The sequence below is a fragment of the Streptomyces boluensis genome (genome assembly GCF_009908195.1).
GTDB classification, from domain to species: Bacteria; Actinomycetota; Actinomycetes; order Streptomycetales; family Streptomycetaceae; genus Streptomyces; species Streptomyces boluensis.
Window position 1 is genome coordinate 1 of the sequence record NZ_JAAAHS010000147.1, and the last position, 16,369, is coordinate 16,369.

Genomic DNA, 16,369 nt, shown 5'->3' on the forward strand with positions numbered 1-16,369 from the left:
CCGGTATTCCCCGCTACACCCCCTGGCTCAACCCTCGCGACGCAAGGTACTGTGCATTGCATGGAACCAGGCAAGGCGAGCAACCGCTCCGCCGGGAAAGCCGAGAGCCAGCTCCGTAAGGGCGTACTCGAGTACTGCGTACTCGCGCTCATGCGGGAAGGCCCCCGGTACGGCGTCGAGTTGTTGCGTGAGCTGGAGGATTCCGGGGCCTTGGCGACCAGCCAGGGCACGGTCTATCCGCTGCTCTCCCGGCTGCGCAGGGACGAACTCGTCGAGACCAACTGGCGCGAGTCGCCGTCGGGCCCGCCCCGGCGCTACTACGAGCTGACCGACGCGGGACGTGCCGCGCTCGCCGAGTTCGCGCGGATCTGGCCGGGATTCCGGGACGCAGTGGATCACTTTCTCGTGCCGCCACAAGGGCGGACACAGTCATCTGGAGGGGCACAGTGAAGGCCGCAGAGAACACCGAGATCGACGCCTACCTCGCGGCCGTCGAGCGAGAGGCGTCGGCACTTCCGCCGGAGCGCCGCCAGGAGCTCGTCGCGGATCTCGCGGAGCACATCCAGGTCGCGCTCGCCGAACGCCCCGACGCGCTCCCCGAGGTGCTGCGCGAGCTGGGCGACCCGCGCTCCATCGCGGCCACGGCGCTCGCCGAGGCGGGGCCCGGTGCCGGGTCCGGCGTGACGAAGAAGCCGGGCTTCCGGCAGAAGATCCCGGCCTGGCTCCCGGTGGCGCTGACCGCGACCGCGCTGCCGCTCGGCCTCATGTGGCTGCCGCTCGGCACCATCGGCCGCGTGGCCGGGATCGTCCTGCTCTGGATGGCGACCTGCTGGAAGATCCGGGACAAGGTGATCGCCACCTTCGTCGCCTACGTCACCACCATCGGCATCAACATCGCCGTGTACTTCATCGACCCGCCCAACCCCTCGGTCGTGGACACGGTCACGGCCGTGCAGCTCGCGCTGCCGCTGATCGCCGCGGGCTGGCTGTGGTTCACCCGCCGCCGCCCCTGACGGCACACGGGACAGCAGCACGCGGTACGTGATGCGGTACGGCACGACGTACGGAATCACGCACCCGCATGACATACGGCGGCCCGTGGGCGCTCGGTCGAGTGTCCACGGGCCGCCGCGTTCCCGTTTCCGGGCCTCGCCGTCACAGCACCGCGATGCCCAACGGCCGTTCCCCCGCGGTGAGTCGGCTGGTCCCACCGCTCTCCACGTCGACGATCGTGATGCCGTGCCAGTACCCGGAGCGGGTGAAGCCGCCGGAGACGTACGCCGTGCGGCCGTCCGGAGACACCGCGACATCCTCGTGCGGTCCGTCGAGCGGGATCACCCGCTCCTTGCCGTCCGCGGTGCGGATGGTGAGCGAGGGGTCCTCGTCGGACGGGCTGATGGGCCCGGTGCCGACGGCGAAGAGAGTGCCGTCCTCGGTGATCGTGGCGCCGTGCCTGGGGGCACCCCCCAGCCGAAGGCTGGGGGAGGGTGTCGGCCGTCATCCGCTCGATCCGGCTGTCGCCGGTCCTCGGGTCGAGCACCACGAGCTTCTCGCCCTCGAAGGGGAAGAGGAGCTTCCCGTCGGATGGCCGTACGACCGCGTAGTGCGGCTTCAGCCAGGAGCCGAGGCCGCCCTCGGTGCCGTAGGGCGCCACCTCGAACCGGCGCGGCTTCCCCTCGCCGTCGGCGCGGACCACGGTGACGTCGAAGGAGTCGTGGTTGGTCGCGTACACCTCGCGGCCGTCACGGGACACATCCACGTCGAAGGGCCTGCGGCCCACCGGAGTCGTGTCGGTCACCTCGCGGCTGCCGGTGGCGATCGTCTCCAACACCCCGTTCCCGCCAGGCACGTTGACGCCCACATAGACCTGCTCGCCGTCGGGTGCCAGGGCGATGCCCATGCCGCCGCCCCGGTACTCGCCGGTGGCCACCGGGCCTGAATCGGTCTCGTACGGGATGAGGTCCTGCCGCTCACGGGTCTTCGTGTCGACGACGGCGACTCCCTCGGCGGTGGCGACCCAGGCCCGGCCGTCCTCGCCGACGACCAGGCCGTACGGGGCCTCGCCGACCTCGACCCTGTCGATCGGGCCCTTGTCGGGGTCGACGAACGTGACGGTGTCGGAGCCGAAGTCGACGACGAGCAGGGTGCCTTCGGGCGTACGGCCGTCGGGCTCCGAGCCGGGGGCCACCCGTGCGGGTTCGTCACCCTCGCCGGGCCCCGCGGCCTGCGTGCTGGTGCACCCGGCGAGCAAGGGCGACGGTCGCGGCCGCGAGGACCAGGGTCGTGCGGCGCACCTGTCGGCGCGGTACGAGGCTCATCGGACGGCCCGCAACAGACCGGCGATACGGTCGAATCCGCGCCGCTCGGCGTGTTCCAGGGCGGTGACCCCGTCGCCGTCGGCGAGTCCTGGTGTGGCGCCCGCGGTGACGAGGAGCTCCACGATCTCCTGGTGCGCCCGGCCGCCGTCGCCGAGGATGACCGCCTCCAACAGGGCGGTCCAGCCGAGGTAGTTGACGTGGTCGACGTCGATGTCGGTGGCGCGCAGGAGGGCCCGTACGTAGTCGACCTGGCCGCGTTCGGCGGCGGGGATCAGCGCGATGCCGCCGTACCGGTTGCGCAGGGTGAGGTCGGGGTTCGCCGGGAGCAGGACGCGCATCATGTCGACGCTGCCGGTGACGCCGGTGACCAGCCAGGGGCTGTCGTCGCGGGCGTCCTGCGCGTCGGGGTCGGCGCCCGCGGCCACCAGGGCGCGGGCCGTGTCCACATGGTCGGCGCTCGCGGCGAGCAGCAGGGCGGTGCGGCCCTCGGCGTCGCGGGCCTCGACGCGCGCTCCGGCGGCGAGCGCCGCGCGGGCGCCCTCGGTGTCGCCCCGGGTGGCGGCTGCCAGCAGTGCGCGGTCGTGCTCGGTCGTTCTCGTACTGGTCATCCGACGCTCCTCGGTGCTCTGTCCCCCTCCATCCTGGCGGCCGCGCGCGCGGACTCCGTCGCCGTACCGGCTGCCGGGAGCAGGCCTGACGGCCGACGGCCGGGTCGTCCGATCGGTCGATGCGGCTGATAGGTTCCGTGCCCGACGCGCGCGACCTGACATGAACGCATCGTTGCCGACGGTGGGGGGAGGGGGCTCCGTGGGCCGGATTCCGGCGCGGCTGCGCAAGCCTGTGGGACTGGGTGTGGCGCTGCTGCTCGTGGCCATCGAGGACAGCGCGCCAGGGGGTGACGGGGACGACGGCGAGGGCGAGGCTCCGGGCGGGCGGACCCTGGAGGTGCCGGAGTCCAAGATCCTCGGACCCGCCCTGTGGGCCCGTGCGGAGTGCGCGGCGGGCCGCACATACCACCAGGTCTCGGCGACCGTGACTCCTCCCCCTCCTGAAGGAAGGGGCTTCTCGCTATGCCGGGTTGGCTTCGCGACGGACCAGCCCGGCCCGTAGAACGTTGCGTGCACCCACCGTGTCCGCGTGCGCGGTATGACCCGCACGAGGCGCAGTGGAAATTCTCCTGTGCGGGCCGGTTCTCCTTCGCGGTGTGCCCGCATTCAGGGCAGGTCCGGGAGGTGTTGCGGGGGTCCACGGCGATCACTTCCCGTCCGGCACTCTCAGCCTTGGCGTACAGGATCGTCAGGAACACCCCCCAACCAGCATCGCTGATCGACTTGTTGAGCCCGGCCTTCGCGGCGGCCCCGTTGGGCAGGAAGCTACCCGGCAGCTCAGGGTCGGGCTTCGGCGCGGGGGCCTTGACCATGTTGCGGATCTTGAGGTCCTCATGCGCGATGAAATCGTGCGTACGGACCAGATCAAGGGCGGTCTTGTGCGCGTGATCGAGCCGCTGACGACGCACCTTGCGATGCAGGTCGGCAACTTTCTGGACGGCCCGGCGGTGGTTGGCTGTTCGCTTGTCCCGGCGGGTGCGGGGGAAGCGGGCGAGGGCCTACTGTGCGGCTTCGAGCTTCGCGGCAGCCTTCCGGCCATGGCGGGGATTGGGCACGAACTCGCCGTTCGAGTCGGCCAGGAAGTTGGCTATGCCCAGGTCGATGCCGACCACGCTGCCAGTCTTGGGTAGCGGCTCGGGCTGCGCCTGCTCGGCCGTCAGGACGACGTACCAGCGCTTACCCTCACGCTTGACCGAGATGGTCTTGACCTTGCCGACCACCGGCCGGTGCTGGTTGACCTTGACGTGCCCCACACCCTGGAACCGGACACGAGTGACCGGGTCATGCGGGGTCGAGTCCCAGCGGCAGCCGTCACCGTCCTTGGGGAAGTCGACCGTGTCGAACCAGTTGACGCCCCGAAATCGCGGATACCCCGGTGTGTCACCGGACTTGATCCGGCGGAAGAACGCGGCGAACGCCTTGTCCAGCCGGCGCAAGGTCGCCTGCTGGGAGCTGAACGACCAACGCCCTTGCCGCTCCGGGTCGAACGCCCGGATCTCCTTGAGCTGCGCCGACTGCTGCCCGTACTTGATACTCGTCCTGGAGGCGTGCTTGTAAGCATCGCGGCGTTCCTGCAACGCCCCGTTGTAGAGCGAGCAGTGATCGGCCAGCATCGCGCCCAACGCAGCGGTCTGGCCCACGGTGGGCCGCATGAGGAACTTGTACGCACGCATCACCCGACCCACCCCCCTCCCAAGGCCGTTCCGGCGACCATATGGTGATTTTCGCCTGGCTGGGAACCAAACCCCGATATCCGCACCGGCCGTCACGTCGCCTACTCGGCGGCCCGGCCCCGCCCCTGCTTCGCCGGTTCCTGCGGCGGCGCCCCGCTGACCGTGGTCCGCCAGTACATCGAGGACCAGAAGCGGCCCGCGAGCTGAGGTCAACAGTGCGACCCCCTGCTCACAGCGCGGGTCAGAGCAGACCTGCACCCCGCTCGACGACCCCGCCAACCGCCCCCGGTACGCGGCCATCACCACGTCGACGGCCACTGAGGCGTCGCGGGCGCGGGGCTGCGGCGCCCGCCTCGGCACACCGGTGCGCCGCCTCGCCCTGCCCGTACGCCCGGACGCGTACGGGCCGTTGCGCACCGCCGACGGCACCTGCGCCGGGGTGCCGGCGGGCCGCGCGGCGGGCATGGGCCTGGAGACGGCGCGCGACGGCGCCCCGCACGAGCGGTGCCTCCTCACCACCGCCGAGGGCGAGCCGCGCACCGAACTCACCGCGTCCTTCGGCCCGTACGCCCGTGCCGAGTTCCGCGGCGTCGACGATCGCGAGCCGGACGACCAGCCGTCCGCCGAGCTGCCGTTCCACCGGCGCGGCAAGGACGACCTCCAGGGCTGGACGACCGCCAAGTGCCCCGACGGGCTCGCCCTGTTCACGGTCAACCCGGTCTCCACGGGCCCCGTCGAGGAGGGCGTCCGGCGGCCCGCACCCGACCTGGCCCAGGAGCACGCCGCGCTCAAGGAGTTCGCCACCCGCGCGGCCGAGGCCCACGGCTGCTCGGCACCGGCGACGGGGCGTTAGCCGCTGGAGGTGGTCACCGTGGCTGCTGTTCCGCGATGGCCGCCCAGTCGTCCGCCCCGCGACCGTCGGCGATGGCCTCGTCGAAGACGGCACGCAGCAGTTGACCGATCGGGAGCGGAATGCCTTGGTCGGTCGCCGCGTCGAGCGCGAGGTGGAGGTCCTTGCGGCCCAGGACTGTGCTGAATCCGGCCGGCTGGTAACGCCGTTCGGCGATCATCGACCCGTAGCCGGTGTAGACGGGTCCCGGGAAGAGTGTTGAAGTCAGCAGCTCGACCAACTGCCCGGAGTCGACACCGGCGCCCTCCGCGACGCTGACGGCCTCGCCCAGCGACTGGATCGCGCAGGCGATCAGGTAGTTCCCGAGGATCTTCACGATGTTGGCCTGCTCCGGGCGGTCGCCCAGTCGCCAGGTCCGCGAGCCGATCACGTCGAAGAACGGCTGCACGCGGTCGAGCAGCGCATCCTCACCGGCCGCAAGGACGTTGAGCGCCCCGGCTTCGGCGACCGGAACACGGCCGAAGACCGGTGCCGCGACATATCCGACACCATGCTCGGCGTGCGCTGCGCCGACCCGGCCGGCCAGGCCCGTACTCACCGTGGCGAGGTTGACGTGAACAGTCCCGGCCGGGGTCTGAGCGAGGACACCGGAGTCGATGAACGTCTCAGCGACGGCCCGGTCGTCGGACAGGACCGAGAAGACCACCGGCGCCTGCATGGCCTCGGCCACCGAGACGGCACGACGGGCACCCACGGCGGCCAGTTCGTCCGCGGGCCCGTCGGAGCGGTTCCACACCACGACGTCGTGGCCGGCCCTCAAGAGGTTGCGTGCGATGGGCTTCCCCATGGCTCCCAGACCGATGACCGCGATGCTGCTCACGCTGAACACCCCTTCCGTTGAACCGTCTGAAGTGGTTCAAGGATGCCACGGAGTTACGATCGCAACGAACCGTCTGAAGCGGTTCGGCGCGTGTTGCTACTCATTTGCGGAGGCTGGAATGACCGAGGACGTACGTCGTGTGTTCCGGATGGACAACGAGGTACTGGCGTTCCGGTTCACCGCCACCGTCAGTAATCGCACCGGCCGGACGCCGAGGGAGCGGCTGACCGATCCCGCACAGCTGAGGATGTGGCTGGGGGCCACGGGGCTCGACGTCACAGAGGTGTCGCCGACCGGCCTGAAAGACGCCGTCGGACTGCGCGAGGCGATCTACCGGATCGGGTCGGCGATCGCCGCGGGTGAAAAGCCGAAACCCAAGGATGTCCGCACCCTCAACACGACCGCTGCCGCTGGGCACGCGAAGGCTGCGCTGGAACACGGACGCGCGGGATGGCACCTGACGGAGACGACCCCTGTCAGTGACGCCCTCGGGGTCCTGGCCACGGATGCCATCCGCATCCTCGGGGGCCCCGACCGCGGCCGCATCAAGAACTGCGAAGGCCCGGGATGCGCGGGGCTGTTCCTCGACACCAGCCGCGCGGCCAACCGCCGCTGGTGCTCGATGAACACCTGCGGCAACAAGGTCAAGAAGTCGCGAAGCACCGCGAGTTGACCCAGCGGAGCCGCTAGACGCAACTTGGCTGCGAGGGCACTAGGTGCAACCTGACCGCTAGGCGCGAGGCGCAACCTAGCCGCCAGGCGCTAGGCGCACCCTGGCCACGTGCACCGTCAGCGCCAGTCGGGCGCGCCCGGCGCGAACGGCAGCACGCTCTCGATCTTCGCGCGGGTCTCCCGCATGACGGCGACGACGCGTTCCTGGTGGTCGTCGGTGAGCCGGGCCAGTGGCACCGAGCAGCTGATCGCGTCGCCCGCGGGACTCGCGTAGCGCAGTGCGAAGCCGAAGCCCGCGATGCCGGTGACGGTCTCCTCGCGCTCCACCGAGTACCCGCGCTCGCGCACCCCCGCGAGGTCCGCGAGGAGCGTGGCCCGGCCGGTGTGGGTGTGTCCGGTGTACGCGGTGAACGGCTCGGCGGGCAGCGGGAGTTCAGCGTCGGGCCGCTCGGCGAGCAGCGCCTTGCCGAGCGCGCAGGCGTGCGCCGGGACCCGGCGGCCGACCCGGCTGAGGGTGCGCGGGTACTCGTGCGACTCGCGGGTGGCGAGGTAGACCACGTCGGCGCCGTCGAGCCGGGCCAGGTGGACGGTCTCGCCGAGGGCGTCGGAGGCCTCGTCGAGGAAGGGCCGGATGGCGCGTACGTGCTGGTCGCTGTCGAGGTAGCTCGTGCCGGTGAGCAGCGCCCGGATGCCGATGCCGTACAGCGAGCCGGTGCTGTCGGTGCGGACCCAGCCGCAGTCGGCGAGGGTGCGCAGGAGTTCGTACATGCTGCTGCGCGGCACGTCCAGGGCGGCGGCCAGTTCGTCGAGGCGTGAGGGCTCCTCGCCGCGTGCCGCGAGGAGTTCGAGCAGCGCGACGGTGCGCGCCGCCGACTTCACGCCGCGCGCGCCTCTGCCTCGTTCACCGCTGTCCGACCCGGATGACCTGCTGCTCTGCGCCATGCCACCGATCGTAAATCGGTGCGTGCACACCCATTGACCCACCGGGATTCACGAACCTAACCTCCGTTCTCATACGTGGACGCCATCCGGATATCCGGATGGAACCTAGGGTTCGAAGGAGAACTGACGTTGCCTCTGCTCGTCGTCGGCATCAGCGTCCTGGTCCTGTTGCTGCTCATGACCAGACTCAAACTCAACGGCTTCGCCGCGCTGCTCCTGGTGGCGGTCGGCGTCGCCCTGGTCCGTGGCATACCGGTGGCCGAGATACCCGATGTGCTCGCCGAGGGCATCGGCGGCCAGATCGGCGACACCATGCTGACCATCGGCCTCGGCGCCATGGTCGGCCGTGTCATGGGTGATTCGGGCGCCGCGCAGCGCATCGCCGACCGGCTCTTGAAGGCCTTCGGGCCGCGCTGGGTGCAGGTCGCGATGGTGGTCGTGGCCATGCTCATCGGCGTGACGATGTTCTACGAGGTGGCGTTCGTCATCATCGTCCCGGTGGCGTTCACCCTGGTCCGGGTCACCGGCGCCAACCTGCTCTGGGTCGGCCTGCCGATGTCCATCGCGCTGTCCACCATGCACAGCTTCCTGCCGCCGCACCCCGGCCCCACGGCGGTGGCCGCCACCTTCGACGCCTCGGCCGGACTCACCCTGTTCTACGGCCTGTTCATCGCCGTCCCGGCCGGCGCGCTGATCGCCCTGGTGTGGCCGCGGCTCCCGTTCGTCCGCCGGATGAACCCCGAACTGCCCAAGGGCCTGGTCAGCGAGCGGGTCTTCGAGGACTCCGAGATGCCCGGCATGGGCTGGTCGCTGTTCGTGGCGCTGTTCCCGGTCGTCCTGATCGCGGGCGCCGCCGTCACCGACATGGTGTGGACGGGCAACAGCCCGGTCCTGCACACCATCGAGTTCATCGGCTCCGCGCCCATCGCACTGCTCCTCACGCTGCTCCTGGCGATGTGGGTGTTCGGGCCGCGCATCGGCCGCAGCCTCACCGAGGTCGCCGACTCGTGCAGGTCCGCGGCCTCCGCGATGGCGATGATCCTGCTTGTCATCGGCGCGGGCGGGGCGTTCAAGCAGGTCCTCGTCGACGGCGGGATCTCCGAGTACATCAAGGACGCGACCGGCGGCTGGTCCATCTCCCCGATCATCCTCGCCTGGCTGATCGCGGCGATCCTGCGGGTCGCCCTCGGCTCCGCGACGGTCGCCGTCGTCACCGCGTCGGGCGTGGTGCTTCCGCTGCTCGCGGGCAGCGGAGTGCACCCCGAGATGATGGTGCTCGCCGTCTCCTGCGGATCCATCGCGTTCTCCCATGTGAACGACCCGGGATTCTGGATGTTCAAGGAGTACTTCAACCTCTCCGTCGTCGACGCCATCAAGGCCCGTACGACCTACACCACGACCCTCGCGGTACTCGGCCTCGGCGGCGTGCTCGCGATGGAGGGCGTACTCGACGCCCTCAACGTGTGACACACCCTCAACTCCCCTCTTCCGTACGGGACTTCACGCCCGATCACGGTCGCCGCACCGAACAACAGAAGGACCTCATGAGCCGCACCACCCGCACTTCGTCCCAGCCGACCGTCACCGCGTTCGCCGTGTACCCCGTGGCCGGGCGCGACTGCATGGAGCTGAACCTGTCCGGCGCCCACGGCCCGTACTTCACCCGCAACGTCGTCGTCCTCACCGACTCCGAGGGCCGTACCGGACTCGGTGAGGTGCCCGGCGGGGAGAAGATCACGCGGACGCTGCGGGACGCCGAATCCCTGGTCGTCGGCGCCGAGTTGGGCGACTACCAGCGTGTCCTGCGGGAGATCGGTGACCGCTTCAAGGACCGCGACGCGGGCGGGCGCGGCGCCCAGACCTTCGACCTGCGCACCACCGTGCACGCCGTCACCGCCGTCGAGTCGGCCCTGCTCGACCTGCTCGGCCAGCACCTCGACGTACCGGTCGCCGCGCTCCTCGGCGACGGCCAACAGCGCGCCTCCGTACGGGTGTTGGGCTACCTCTTCTACGTCGGCGACCCGGACCGCACCGACCTGGAGTACGTCCGTGAGCCCGAGGCCGCCGACGCGTGGCACCGGGTGCGGCACGAGGAGGCGCTCTCCCCCGCCGCGATCGTCCGGCAGGCCGAGGCCGCGTACGAGCGGTACGGCTTCCGGGACTTCAAGCTGAAGGGCGGTGTGCTGCCCGGCACCGAGGAGGTCGCCGCCGTCCGCGCCCTCAAGGACCGCTTCCCCGAGGCCAGGATCACCCTCGACCCGAACGGCGCCTGGTCGCTGCGCGAGGCCGTGGAGCTCTGCCGCCCGCTGACCGACGTGCTCGCGTACGCGGAGGACCCGTGCGGCGCGGAGGACGGGTACTCCGGGCGTGAGGTCCTGGCCGAGTTCCGGCGCGCCACGGGACTGCCGACCGCCACCAACATGATCGCCACGGACTGGCGCCAACTCACCCACGCCCTGGCCCTCCAGTCGGTCTCCATACCGCTGGCCGACCCGCACTTCTGGACCATGCGCGGCTCCGTCCGGGTCGCCCAGCTCTGCAACGCGATGGGCCTGACCTGGGGTTGCCACTCCAACAACCACTTCGACATCTCGCTCGCCATGGTCACCCACTGCGGCGCGGCGGCCCCCGGCGCGTACAACGCCCTCGACACGCACTGGATCTGGCAGGAGGGCCTGGAGCGGCTGACCACCGCACCGCCGCGGATCGTCGACGGCGAGATCGCGGTGCCGGACGCCCCCGGCCTCGGTGTGACCCTGGACCCGGACCGCCTCGCCGCGGCGCACGAGCTGTACCTGGAGAAGGCCCTCGGCGCGCGGGACGACAGCGCGGCGATGCGGTTCCTCGTGCCAGGCTGGCGGTTCGACGCCAAGCGGCCTTGCCTGGTGCGCTGACCGAACTCCGGCATACGTAAGAGAAGGAAGGGTGGTACGGGGGTGAGTGCCGGACAGGCGGTGCTGCTCATGGCGGCGGGGGTGGCCTCGGGGCTCGCCGGATCGATGGCCGGGCTCGCCTCGCTGTTCAGCTATCCGGCACTGCTCGCCGCCGGGCTGCCACCGGTCGCCGCGAACGTCACCAACACGGTGGCGCTGTTCACCAACACCGTTGGTACAGCGGCTGGTTCACGCACCGAACTGCGCGGCCAGGGCCGCCGCCTGCTGCGCCTGAGCCTGCTCGCCGCGGTCGGCGGCACGCTCGGCGCGGCCCTGCTCCTCTCCACCCCGGCGGCGGCCTTCGAGGCCGTGGTGCCCTGGCTGATCGCGCTCGGTTCGGTCCTGATCCTGGCCCGCGAGCCACTGCGCCGCCTGGTCACCCGGCTACGGCCCCGCGACGACGACCACACCTCCCCCGCACTGATGGGCACGGTGCTCCTGGTCGGCCTGTACGGCGGGTACTTCGGCGCCGCGGCCGGGGTGCTGATGCTCGCGGTACTCACCCTCTCCGCGAACGAACCCCTGCCGGTGACCAACGCGGTGAAGAACATCGCAACCGGCGCCGCCAATGTCACGGCCGCGGTGGCCTACGCGTTCCTCGCCCCGGTGCACTGGGGCGCCGCGGCGGCGCTCGGCCTCGGCTGCCTCGCCGGCAGCCGCCTCGGCCCGGTGTTCGTCCGCCGCCTCCCGGAGAAGCCTCTCCGCATCGGCATCGCACTGGGCGGGTTGGGCCTTGCGGCCTCGCTGTGGCACTAGGGGAGACGTCCCCTAGGGGCGTCGCTCCGGTCTTCGCGGGCCCGCGCGCCTGGCGCCTGGCGCCTGAGGGGCTGAGGGGCTGAGGGGCTATTACGGCGCCCGCGAAAAGGGTGCGTGCCCCCTTCTGGACGACCCGGTCGACGCGAATTCCCGGGAACTCCTGGACACTCCCCGTTCTCCGTAATTCCAGCGCCGACCACCACACTCGCCGCCAACCAGCCATGCCGTTCCGGCCAATTCCCGAGGCGTGCGGACAATTCGTACAACGTGCAATCGATTTGATTGCGCGAATCCCGCACGCTGCCGCTACGATCACGGCATGGTCACGGCCAACCCGACTTCCACACCGCCATCGGCACACCCTTTCCGGGTGGGCCCTTGGCGCGTTCTCTGGTTGGCCGCCGTCCTTCTCGGGGTGCTCTACACGCACGGTGTGAGCGGTGAGATCGTCGCCGAGCACATCGCCCGCGGCGCCGCCGCCCCGCTCGCCGTACCGGCCGTCGACAGCACCGCGGACGCACCGGCTCACCACGCCCCCGAGAGCGCGGAACACTCTGCCCAGGACTGCGCGTCGAGCCAGCCCCAGCAGGGCGCCGAACTGCCCGCGCCCGACCTGTCGCCGCTCGACGCCGGGGCCCGGCAGGACCCGCTGCACGCCGCGGTCAACTCCCGCTGCACACACGCCGACACGGCCGCCCGCGCCGGTCGAGATCCGGCCGTGCTGCGTCTTTAGGCCGTACCGGCCGAACCTTTTCGAACGGGCCCGCGCATTTCGGCGTAAGCGCCACTTCGCCACCTTTCCGTCGACATCCGCGCAAGCTCGCGATGCGATATGCACACGCCCTCGCACCGCCGTACGGCCATATCCCCCTGCGCGCACACAACCCGAACGCGACCAACACGCGACCAGAACACCAGGGCCGCCCGATCGCGCCTCCGCCGCGTGAATGCGCCGCTCTCTTCTGCCGCTCTCTTCTGCCACCCCCTCCGGCATTCCCCACGGAACAGCACGTACGGAATGCCGCCCAGCGAAAGCGAAGCCGTGACAGCCGTGAACACTCAAGCCACGCAGCCGCACCCTCCGCTCGACACCCCCGCCGCCGACCGCGCGCGCCGCGCGTACCCGAGCCCTGTCGTCGCCACCACCCGCGCGGGGCACGGCCTGTCCGGGCTCGTCGGCAACACCCCGGTGCTGCGGATCTCCGAGCCGCTCGCACCCGCCGGGCGCGGGTTCTGGGCGAAGCTGGAGGGGTTCAACCCCGGCGGCATGAAGGACCGGCCCGGCCTGCACATGGTCGAACGGGCCCGCGACCGGGGCGAGTTGCGGCCCGGCGACCGGATCATCGAGTCCACCAGCGGCACCCTCGGACTCGGCCTCGCCCTGGCCGGCATGACCTATGGGCACCCGGTCACCCTCGTCACCGACCCCGGACTCGAACCGACCATGACCCGGCTGCTGCGGGCCTACGGCGCCCGCGTCGACGTGGTGCCCGAGCCGCACCCCGTCGGCGGCTGGCAGCAGGCGCGGCGCGACCGGGTGGCCCGGCTGCTCCTGGAGCACCCCGGATCGTGGTGCCCGGACCAGTACAACAACCCGGACAACACCGTCGCGTACACCCCGCTCGCCCTCGAACTCTCCGCTCAACTCGGCCATATCGACGCACTGGTGTGCAGTGTCGGCACCGGCGGGCACTCGGCGGGTATCTCCCGGGTGCTGCGCGGGCTGCACCCCGGCCTCGACGTGATCGGCGTCGACACCGTCGGCTCCACGATCTTCGGCCAGCCCGCAAGGCCCCGCCTGATGCGCGGCCTCGGATCGAGCATCCACCCCCGCAACGTCGCCTACGACCACTTCGACGAGGTGCACTGGGTGGCGCCCGCCGAAGCGGTGTGGACCTGCCGCCGCCTGGCCGCCTCGCACTACGCGACCGGCGGCTGGAGCGTCGGCGCCGTCGCCCTGGTCGCCGGCTGGCTCGCCGCGACCCGCCCCGCGCGCACCCGGATCGCCGCCGTCTTCCCCGACGGCCCGCAGCGCTACCTCGGGACGGTGTACGACGACGAGTACTGCGCCACGCACGGACTACTCGACGCACCCCCGGCGACCGAACCCGACCTCCTTGAACATCCGGACGAGCGGGAGGTCACGCGGTGGACGCGCTGCACCACCGTCGTCGACCCGCGCACCCTCGGCCGGGACGGGGGCGACCGGTGAAGGGCATGCTCACGCAGGTGCGCTCGCACGAACGCGCCGTCCAGCTCCTGATGGTGAACCAGTTCACCATCAACCTCGGCTTCTACATGCTGATGCCGTACCTGGCCGCGCACCTCTCCGGCACCCTCGGCCTGGCCGGCTGGCTCGTCGGACTCGTCCTCGGCGTACGGAACTTCAGCCAGCAGGGCATGTTCCTGGTCGGCGGCACCCTCGCCGACCGGCTCGGCTACAAGCCCCTGATCGTCGCCGGCTGCGCCCTGCGCACCCTCGGCTTCGCCACGCTCGGCCTGGTGGACTCGCTGCCCGCGCTGATCGCCGCGTCGGCCGCGACCGGGCTCGCCGGTGCGCTGTTCAACCCGGCGGTGCGGGCCTACCTGGCGGCGGACGCCGGGGACCGCAGGGTGGAGGCGTTCGCGCTGTTCAACGTCTTCTACCAGGCGGGCATCCTGCTCGGCCCACTCGTCGGCATGGTGCTCACCGGGGTGGACTTCCGGGTCACCTGTCTCGTCTCGGCGGCGATCTTCGCGGGCTTGAGCATCGTGCAGATCCGTGCGCTCCCGGCCCGCCGGGCGGCTGATTCCACGGGACGGGCAGGCACCGAGAGCGTCCTCGCGCAGTGGCGCTCGATCCTCAACAACCGGCCGTTCCTGCTGTTCTCCGGCGCCATGATCGGCTCGTACGTCCTCTCCTTCCAGGTCTATCTGGCGCTCCCTCTGGAGGTACGGCGCCTCGGTGGCGACGGGCAGTTCGGGACCGCCGCGGTGGCCGTGCTGTTCGCGGTGTCGGGGCTCAGCACGATCGTCGGGCAGACCCGGGTGACCGCCTGGTGCAAGGCCCGGATGGCGCCGGGCCAGGCCCTCGCGCTCGGCCTTACTGTCCTCGGCCTCGCGTTCCTGCCGTTGCTCGCCGCGTCGGCAATTCCCGTACCGGACAGGGGAGTTGGACTGTGGCTGCTCGCGGCGGTACCACCCGCCCTCGCCGCACTGCTGCTCGCACTCGGCACGATGATCGCGTACCCCTTCGAGATGGACACCATCGTCCGCCTCTCCGGAGACCGCCTCGTCGCCACCCACTACGGCCTCTACAACACCATCTGCGGCATCGGCATCACCCTCGGCAACCTCCTCACCGGCGCCGCACTCGACACCGCACGAGCCGCAGGTCTCGCCGCACTGCCATGGTGCGTACTCACCACCGTCGGCCTACTCTGCGCGGCATCCCTGTACGGCCTGCACCGCACCGGACGGCTGGCAGCACCGCGCCCGCAGCCGGTGCCGGTGGGGGCGGCGCCCTAGGTCCACCTGTTCCGCATGGTCGAGGCTGAGCGCCACGAGGCTCGTGTCGTAGCTCCGTGAGCCCCGGCAGCCGTTCGTCGCCTGGCTCGCGGCGGGGCTATTTCCCGGCGAGGCCACCGTAGGAAGTGCCGGTGAGCGACGCCCCGTCCACGGGCGGGCGGCCCGCACCACTGACGAGGCCATCGCCCGCAGGCCCGTCCTCGTCGCCCTCCGGCGCGGGCCCTTCCGGTCCCCGGTACAGCGCGGGAATCCGCCCCGCCAGGCCCGCCCGCGTCACGTCGTCCGACAGAGCCACCCCTGTCACTTCATGGAGCAGCGCAAGGCCGAGCTCGCGCTCGTCGGCATCGTCCACGGTCCCGTCCTCCGCCGCGAAGAACCCCACCCGCCGCATCTCCACCACCAGGCGGTCCGGATCCTGACCGCCCTGCTCCGCCCGGAGTTCGGGAGCCATCGCATCGAACTCGGTGACCAGCGAGCCGTCTTCCCAGTAGAAGAGATGGCTCAACGGGCCCGTGTTCACACAGCAGATGACCCGTGCCCCTCGCGAAGCCCGCGCCAGCCGCTCGTCGATGCTCGCCCAGGCACTCCCCGGCTCCAGCGCATAGGCCCAGCCGCCCACCACCCCGGCGTGTACGGCGCCCCACTCCTCGCCCTGCTGCTCGCCCCGCCGCTCGCCGCTCGCCAGCGCCGCCTCCTGCAAGGCCGACGCCTCCCCCTCGTCCGCCAGTTCCGTGACGCCTCCCGCATCGCACCCCAGCCGCATCAACAGTTCGCGTCCGGTCACCCCCTGAGCGAGCGTCAGGCAGTGCGTCTCGTATGCGTCAGCGATCCAGCCGAGCGGATTCTCCGGCACGCTTCCCTCCAACTGATCCACAACCCGCAGAACTTGGTCGGCCTGCTCTTTCGTCGAGGTTCAACGTAGGACAGCGTGCAGACAGCGGCGCCTGGTCGGCCCCCGCTGCGTCGAGACGGGCAAGCCCCACGTTGCCGGTGAGCTAGGCCCCGCCGGTCCCATACCGCATCAGCGCGCCGGACACCGGTGCCGGGCCGGGGTCCACGTCGGGGTCCGTGGCGGGGTCCGCGTGCCGTCGTACCCAGTCGTCGAGGTCGCGCGCGGCCTCCCACGGTGCGGTGGAGGTGTACGCCGACCACCAGGCGGCAGGGGGCGCGGCCGTGCCGGGGTGCTCGTACGCGGCGGCAGCGGCCACGTACCGGCGTGCCGCTTCGAGC

Annotated in this window: 15 protein-coding genes and 4 pseudogenes; 12 read left to right on the forward strand and 7 right to left on the reverse strand. The window is 71.2% G+C overall.

All coding sequences use genetic code 11. The annotated features are described in order from the left end of the window. The first annotated feature begins 60 nt into the window (after positions 1-60). Together GUY60_RS19260 and GUY60_RS38275 are read left to right on the forward strand one after the other, a co-directional pair. Complete coding sequence (locus GUY60_RS19260) at positions 61-450, forward strand: PadR family transcriptional regulator (protein WP_161699504.1); 390 nt, start codon at positions 61-63, stop codon at positions 448-450. Beyond that, positions 447-1,013: an HAAS signaling domain-containing protein gene (locus GUY60_RS38275; protein ID WP_187370074.1), complete on the forward strand. Its 567-nt coding sequence runs from the start codon at positions 447-449 to the stop codon at positions 1,011-1,013. Before GUY60_RS19260 ends, GUY60_RS38275 begins: the two co-directional genes overlap by 4 nt. A gap of 142 nt (positions 1,014-1,155) precedes the next feature. Here GUY60_RS38275 and GUY60_RS19270 read toward each other — a convergent pair. Next, a pseudogene (locus GUY60_RS19270) lies at positions 1,156-2,251 on the reverse strand (YncE family protein). A gap of 63 nt (positions 2,252-2,314) precedes the next feature. Continuing rightward, positions 2,315-2,926 carry an ankyrin repeat domain-containing protein gene (locus GUY60_RS19275; RefSeq protein ID WP_161699506.1) on the reverse strand — a complete coding sequence of 204 codons (612 nt, stop codon included), beginning with the start codon at positions 2,924-2,926 and terminating at the stop codon, positions 2,315-2,317. A gap of 199 nt (positions 2,927-3,125) precedes the next feature. Here GUY60_RS19275 and GUY60_RS19280 point away from each other — a divergent pair, with 199 nt between their 5' ends. Continuing rightward, positions 3,126-3,428: a hypothetical protein gene (locus tag GUY60_RS19280; RefSeq protein WP_161699508.1), complete on the forward strand. Its 303-nt coding sequence runs from the start codon at positions 3,126-3,128 to the stop codon at positions 3,426-3,428. Here the strand turns inward: GUY60_RS19280 and GUY60_RS19285 are convergent. Further along, positions 3,387-4,602: pseudogene (locus GUY60_RS19285) on the reverse strand (RNA-guided endonuclease InsQ/TnpB family protein). The gene GUY60_RS19280 and the pseudogene GUY60_RS19285 sit on opposite strands and share 42 nt — an antisense overlap. Positions 4,603-4,728: 126 nt before the next feature. Between GUY60_RS19285 and GUY60_RS40080 the strand changes: the two are divergent. Beyond that, positions 4,729-4,806: pseudogene (locus GUY60_RS40080) on the forward strand (IS200/IS605 family transposase); the annotation flags it as partial. Positions 4,807-4,963: 157 nt separating this feature from the next. Next, a complete protein-coding gene (locus GUY60_RS19290) occupies positions 4,964-5,452 on the forward strand; it encodes a hypothetical protein (RefSeq protein WP_161699510.1) in 489 nt (162 codons plus the stop codon). A 13-nt stretch (positions 5,453-5,465) separates the two neighbouring features. Here GUY60_RS19290 and GUY60_RS39745 read toward each other — a convergent pair whose 3' ends face one another. Continuing rightward, positions 5,466-6,329 carry an NAD(P)-dependent oxidoreductase gene (locus tag GUY60_RS39745; RefSeq protein ID WP_161699512.1) on the reverse strand — a complete coding sequence of 288 codons (864 nt, stop codon included), beginning with the start codon at positions 6,327-6,329 and terminating at the stop codon, positions 5,466-5,468. 118 nt (positions 6,330-6,447) lie between these two features. Here GUY60_RS39745 and GUY60_RS19300 point away from each other — a divergent pair, with 118 nt between their 5' ends. Next, a complete protein-coding gene (locus GUY60_RS19300) occupies positions 6,448-7,002 on the forward strand; it encodes a CGNR zinc finger domain-containing protein (protein WP_161699514.1) in 555 nt (184 codons plus the stop codon). 116 nt (positions 7,003-7,118) lie between these two features. Here the strand turns inward: GUY60_RS19300 and GUY60_RS19305 are convergent, their stop codons facing one another. Beyond that, on the reverse strand, positions 7,119-7,943 hold the full coding sequence (locus GUY60_RS19305; protein ID WP_161699516.1) for an IclR family transcriptional regulator: 825 nt from the start codon (positions 7,941-7,943) through the stop codon (positions 7,119-7,121). A gap of 129 nt (positions 7,944-8,072) precedes the next feature. Here GUY60_RS19305 and GUY60_RS19310 point away from each other — a divergent pair, with 129 nt between their 5' ends. The 6 genes from GUY60_RS19310 to GUY60_RS19335 all read left to right on the forward strand — a co-directional run bounded on the left by GUY60_RS19310 (position 8,073) and on the right by GUY60_RS19335 (position 15,139). After that, a complete protein-coding gene (locus tag GUY60_RS19310) occupies positions 8,073-9,410 on the forward strand; it encodes a gluconate:H+ symporter (RefSeq protein WP_161699518.1) in 1,338 nt (445 codons plus the stop codon). A 77-nt stretch (positions 9,411-9,487) separates the two neighbouring features. Then, a complete protein-coding gene (locus GUY60_RS19315; protein ID WP_161699520.1) occupies positions 9,488-10,837 on the forward strand; it encodes an enolase C-terminal domain-like protein in 1,350 nt (449 codons plus the stop codon). A 42-nt stretch (positions 10,838-10,879) separates the two neighbouring features. Continuing rightward, a complete protein-coding gene (locus GUY60_RS19320) occupies positions 10,880-11,632 on the forward strand; it encodes a sulfite exporter TauE/SafE family protein (protein WP_312866351.1) in 753 nt (250 codons plus the stop codon). Positions 11,633-12,026: 394 nt separating this feature from the next. Then, positions 12,027-12,365 (forward strand): hypothetical protein, encoded by a 339-nt coding sequence (locus GUY60_RS19325; RefSeq protein WP_161699522.1) that lies wholly within the window; start codon positions 12,027-12,029, stop codon positions 12,363-12,365. A gap of 429 nt (positions 12,366-12,794) precedes the next feature. Then, the gene (locus tag GUY60_RS19330; protein WP_246235268.1) at positions 12,795-13,844 is read left to right on the forward strand and encodes a PLP-dependent cysteine synthase family protein; all 1,050 of its coding nucleotides are present in this window, start codon (positions 12,795-12,797) and stop codon (positions 13,842-13,844) included. Positions 13,845-13,849: 5 nt separating this feature from the next. Beyond that, positions 13,850-15,139 (forward strand): MFS transporter, encoded by a 1,290-nt coding sequence (locus GUY60_RS19335; RefSeq protein WP_161699526.1) that lies wholly within the window; start codon positions 13,850-13,852, stop codon positions 15,137-15,139. A gap of 97 nt (positions 15,140-15,236) precedes the next feature. Here GUY60_RS19335 and GUY60_RS19340 read toward each other — a convergent pair whose 3' ends face one another. Further along, positions 15,237-15,992, reverse strand: coding sequence for a DUF6461 domain-containing protein (locus GUY60_RS19340; protein WP_161699527.1), 756 nt, complete (start codon positions 15,990-15,992; stop codon positions 15,237-15,239). Between the two features lie 142 nt (positions 15,993-16,134). Next, positions 16,135-16,369: pseudogene (locus GUY60_RS19345) on the reverse strand (hypothetical protein); the annotation flags it as partial.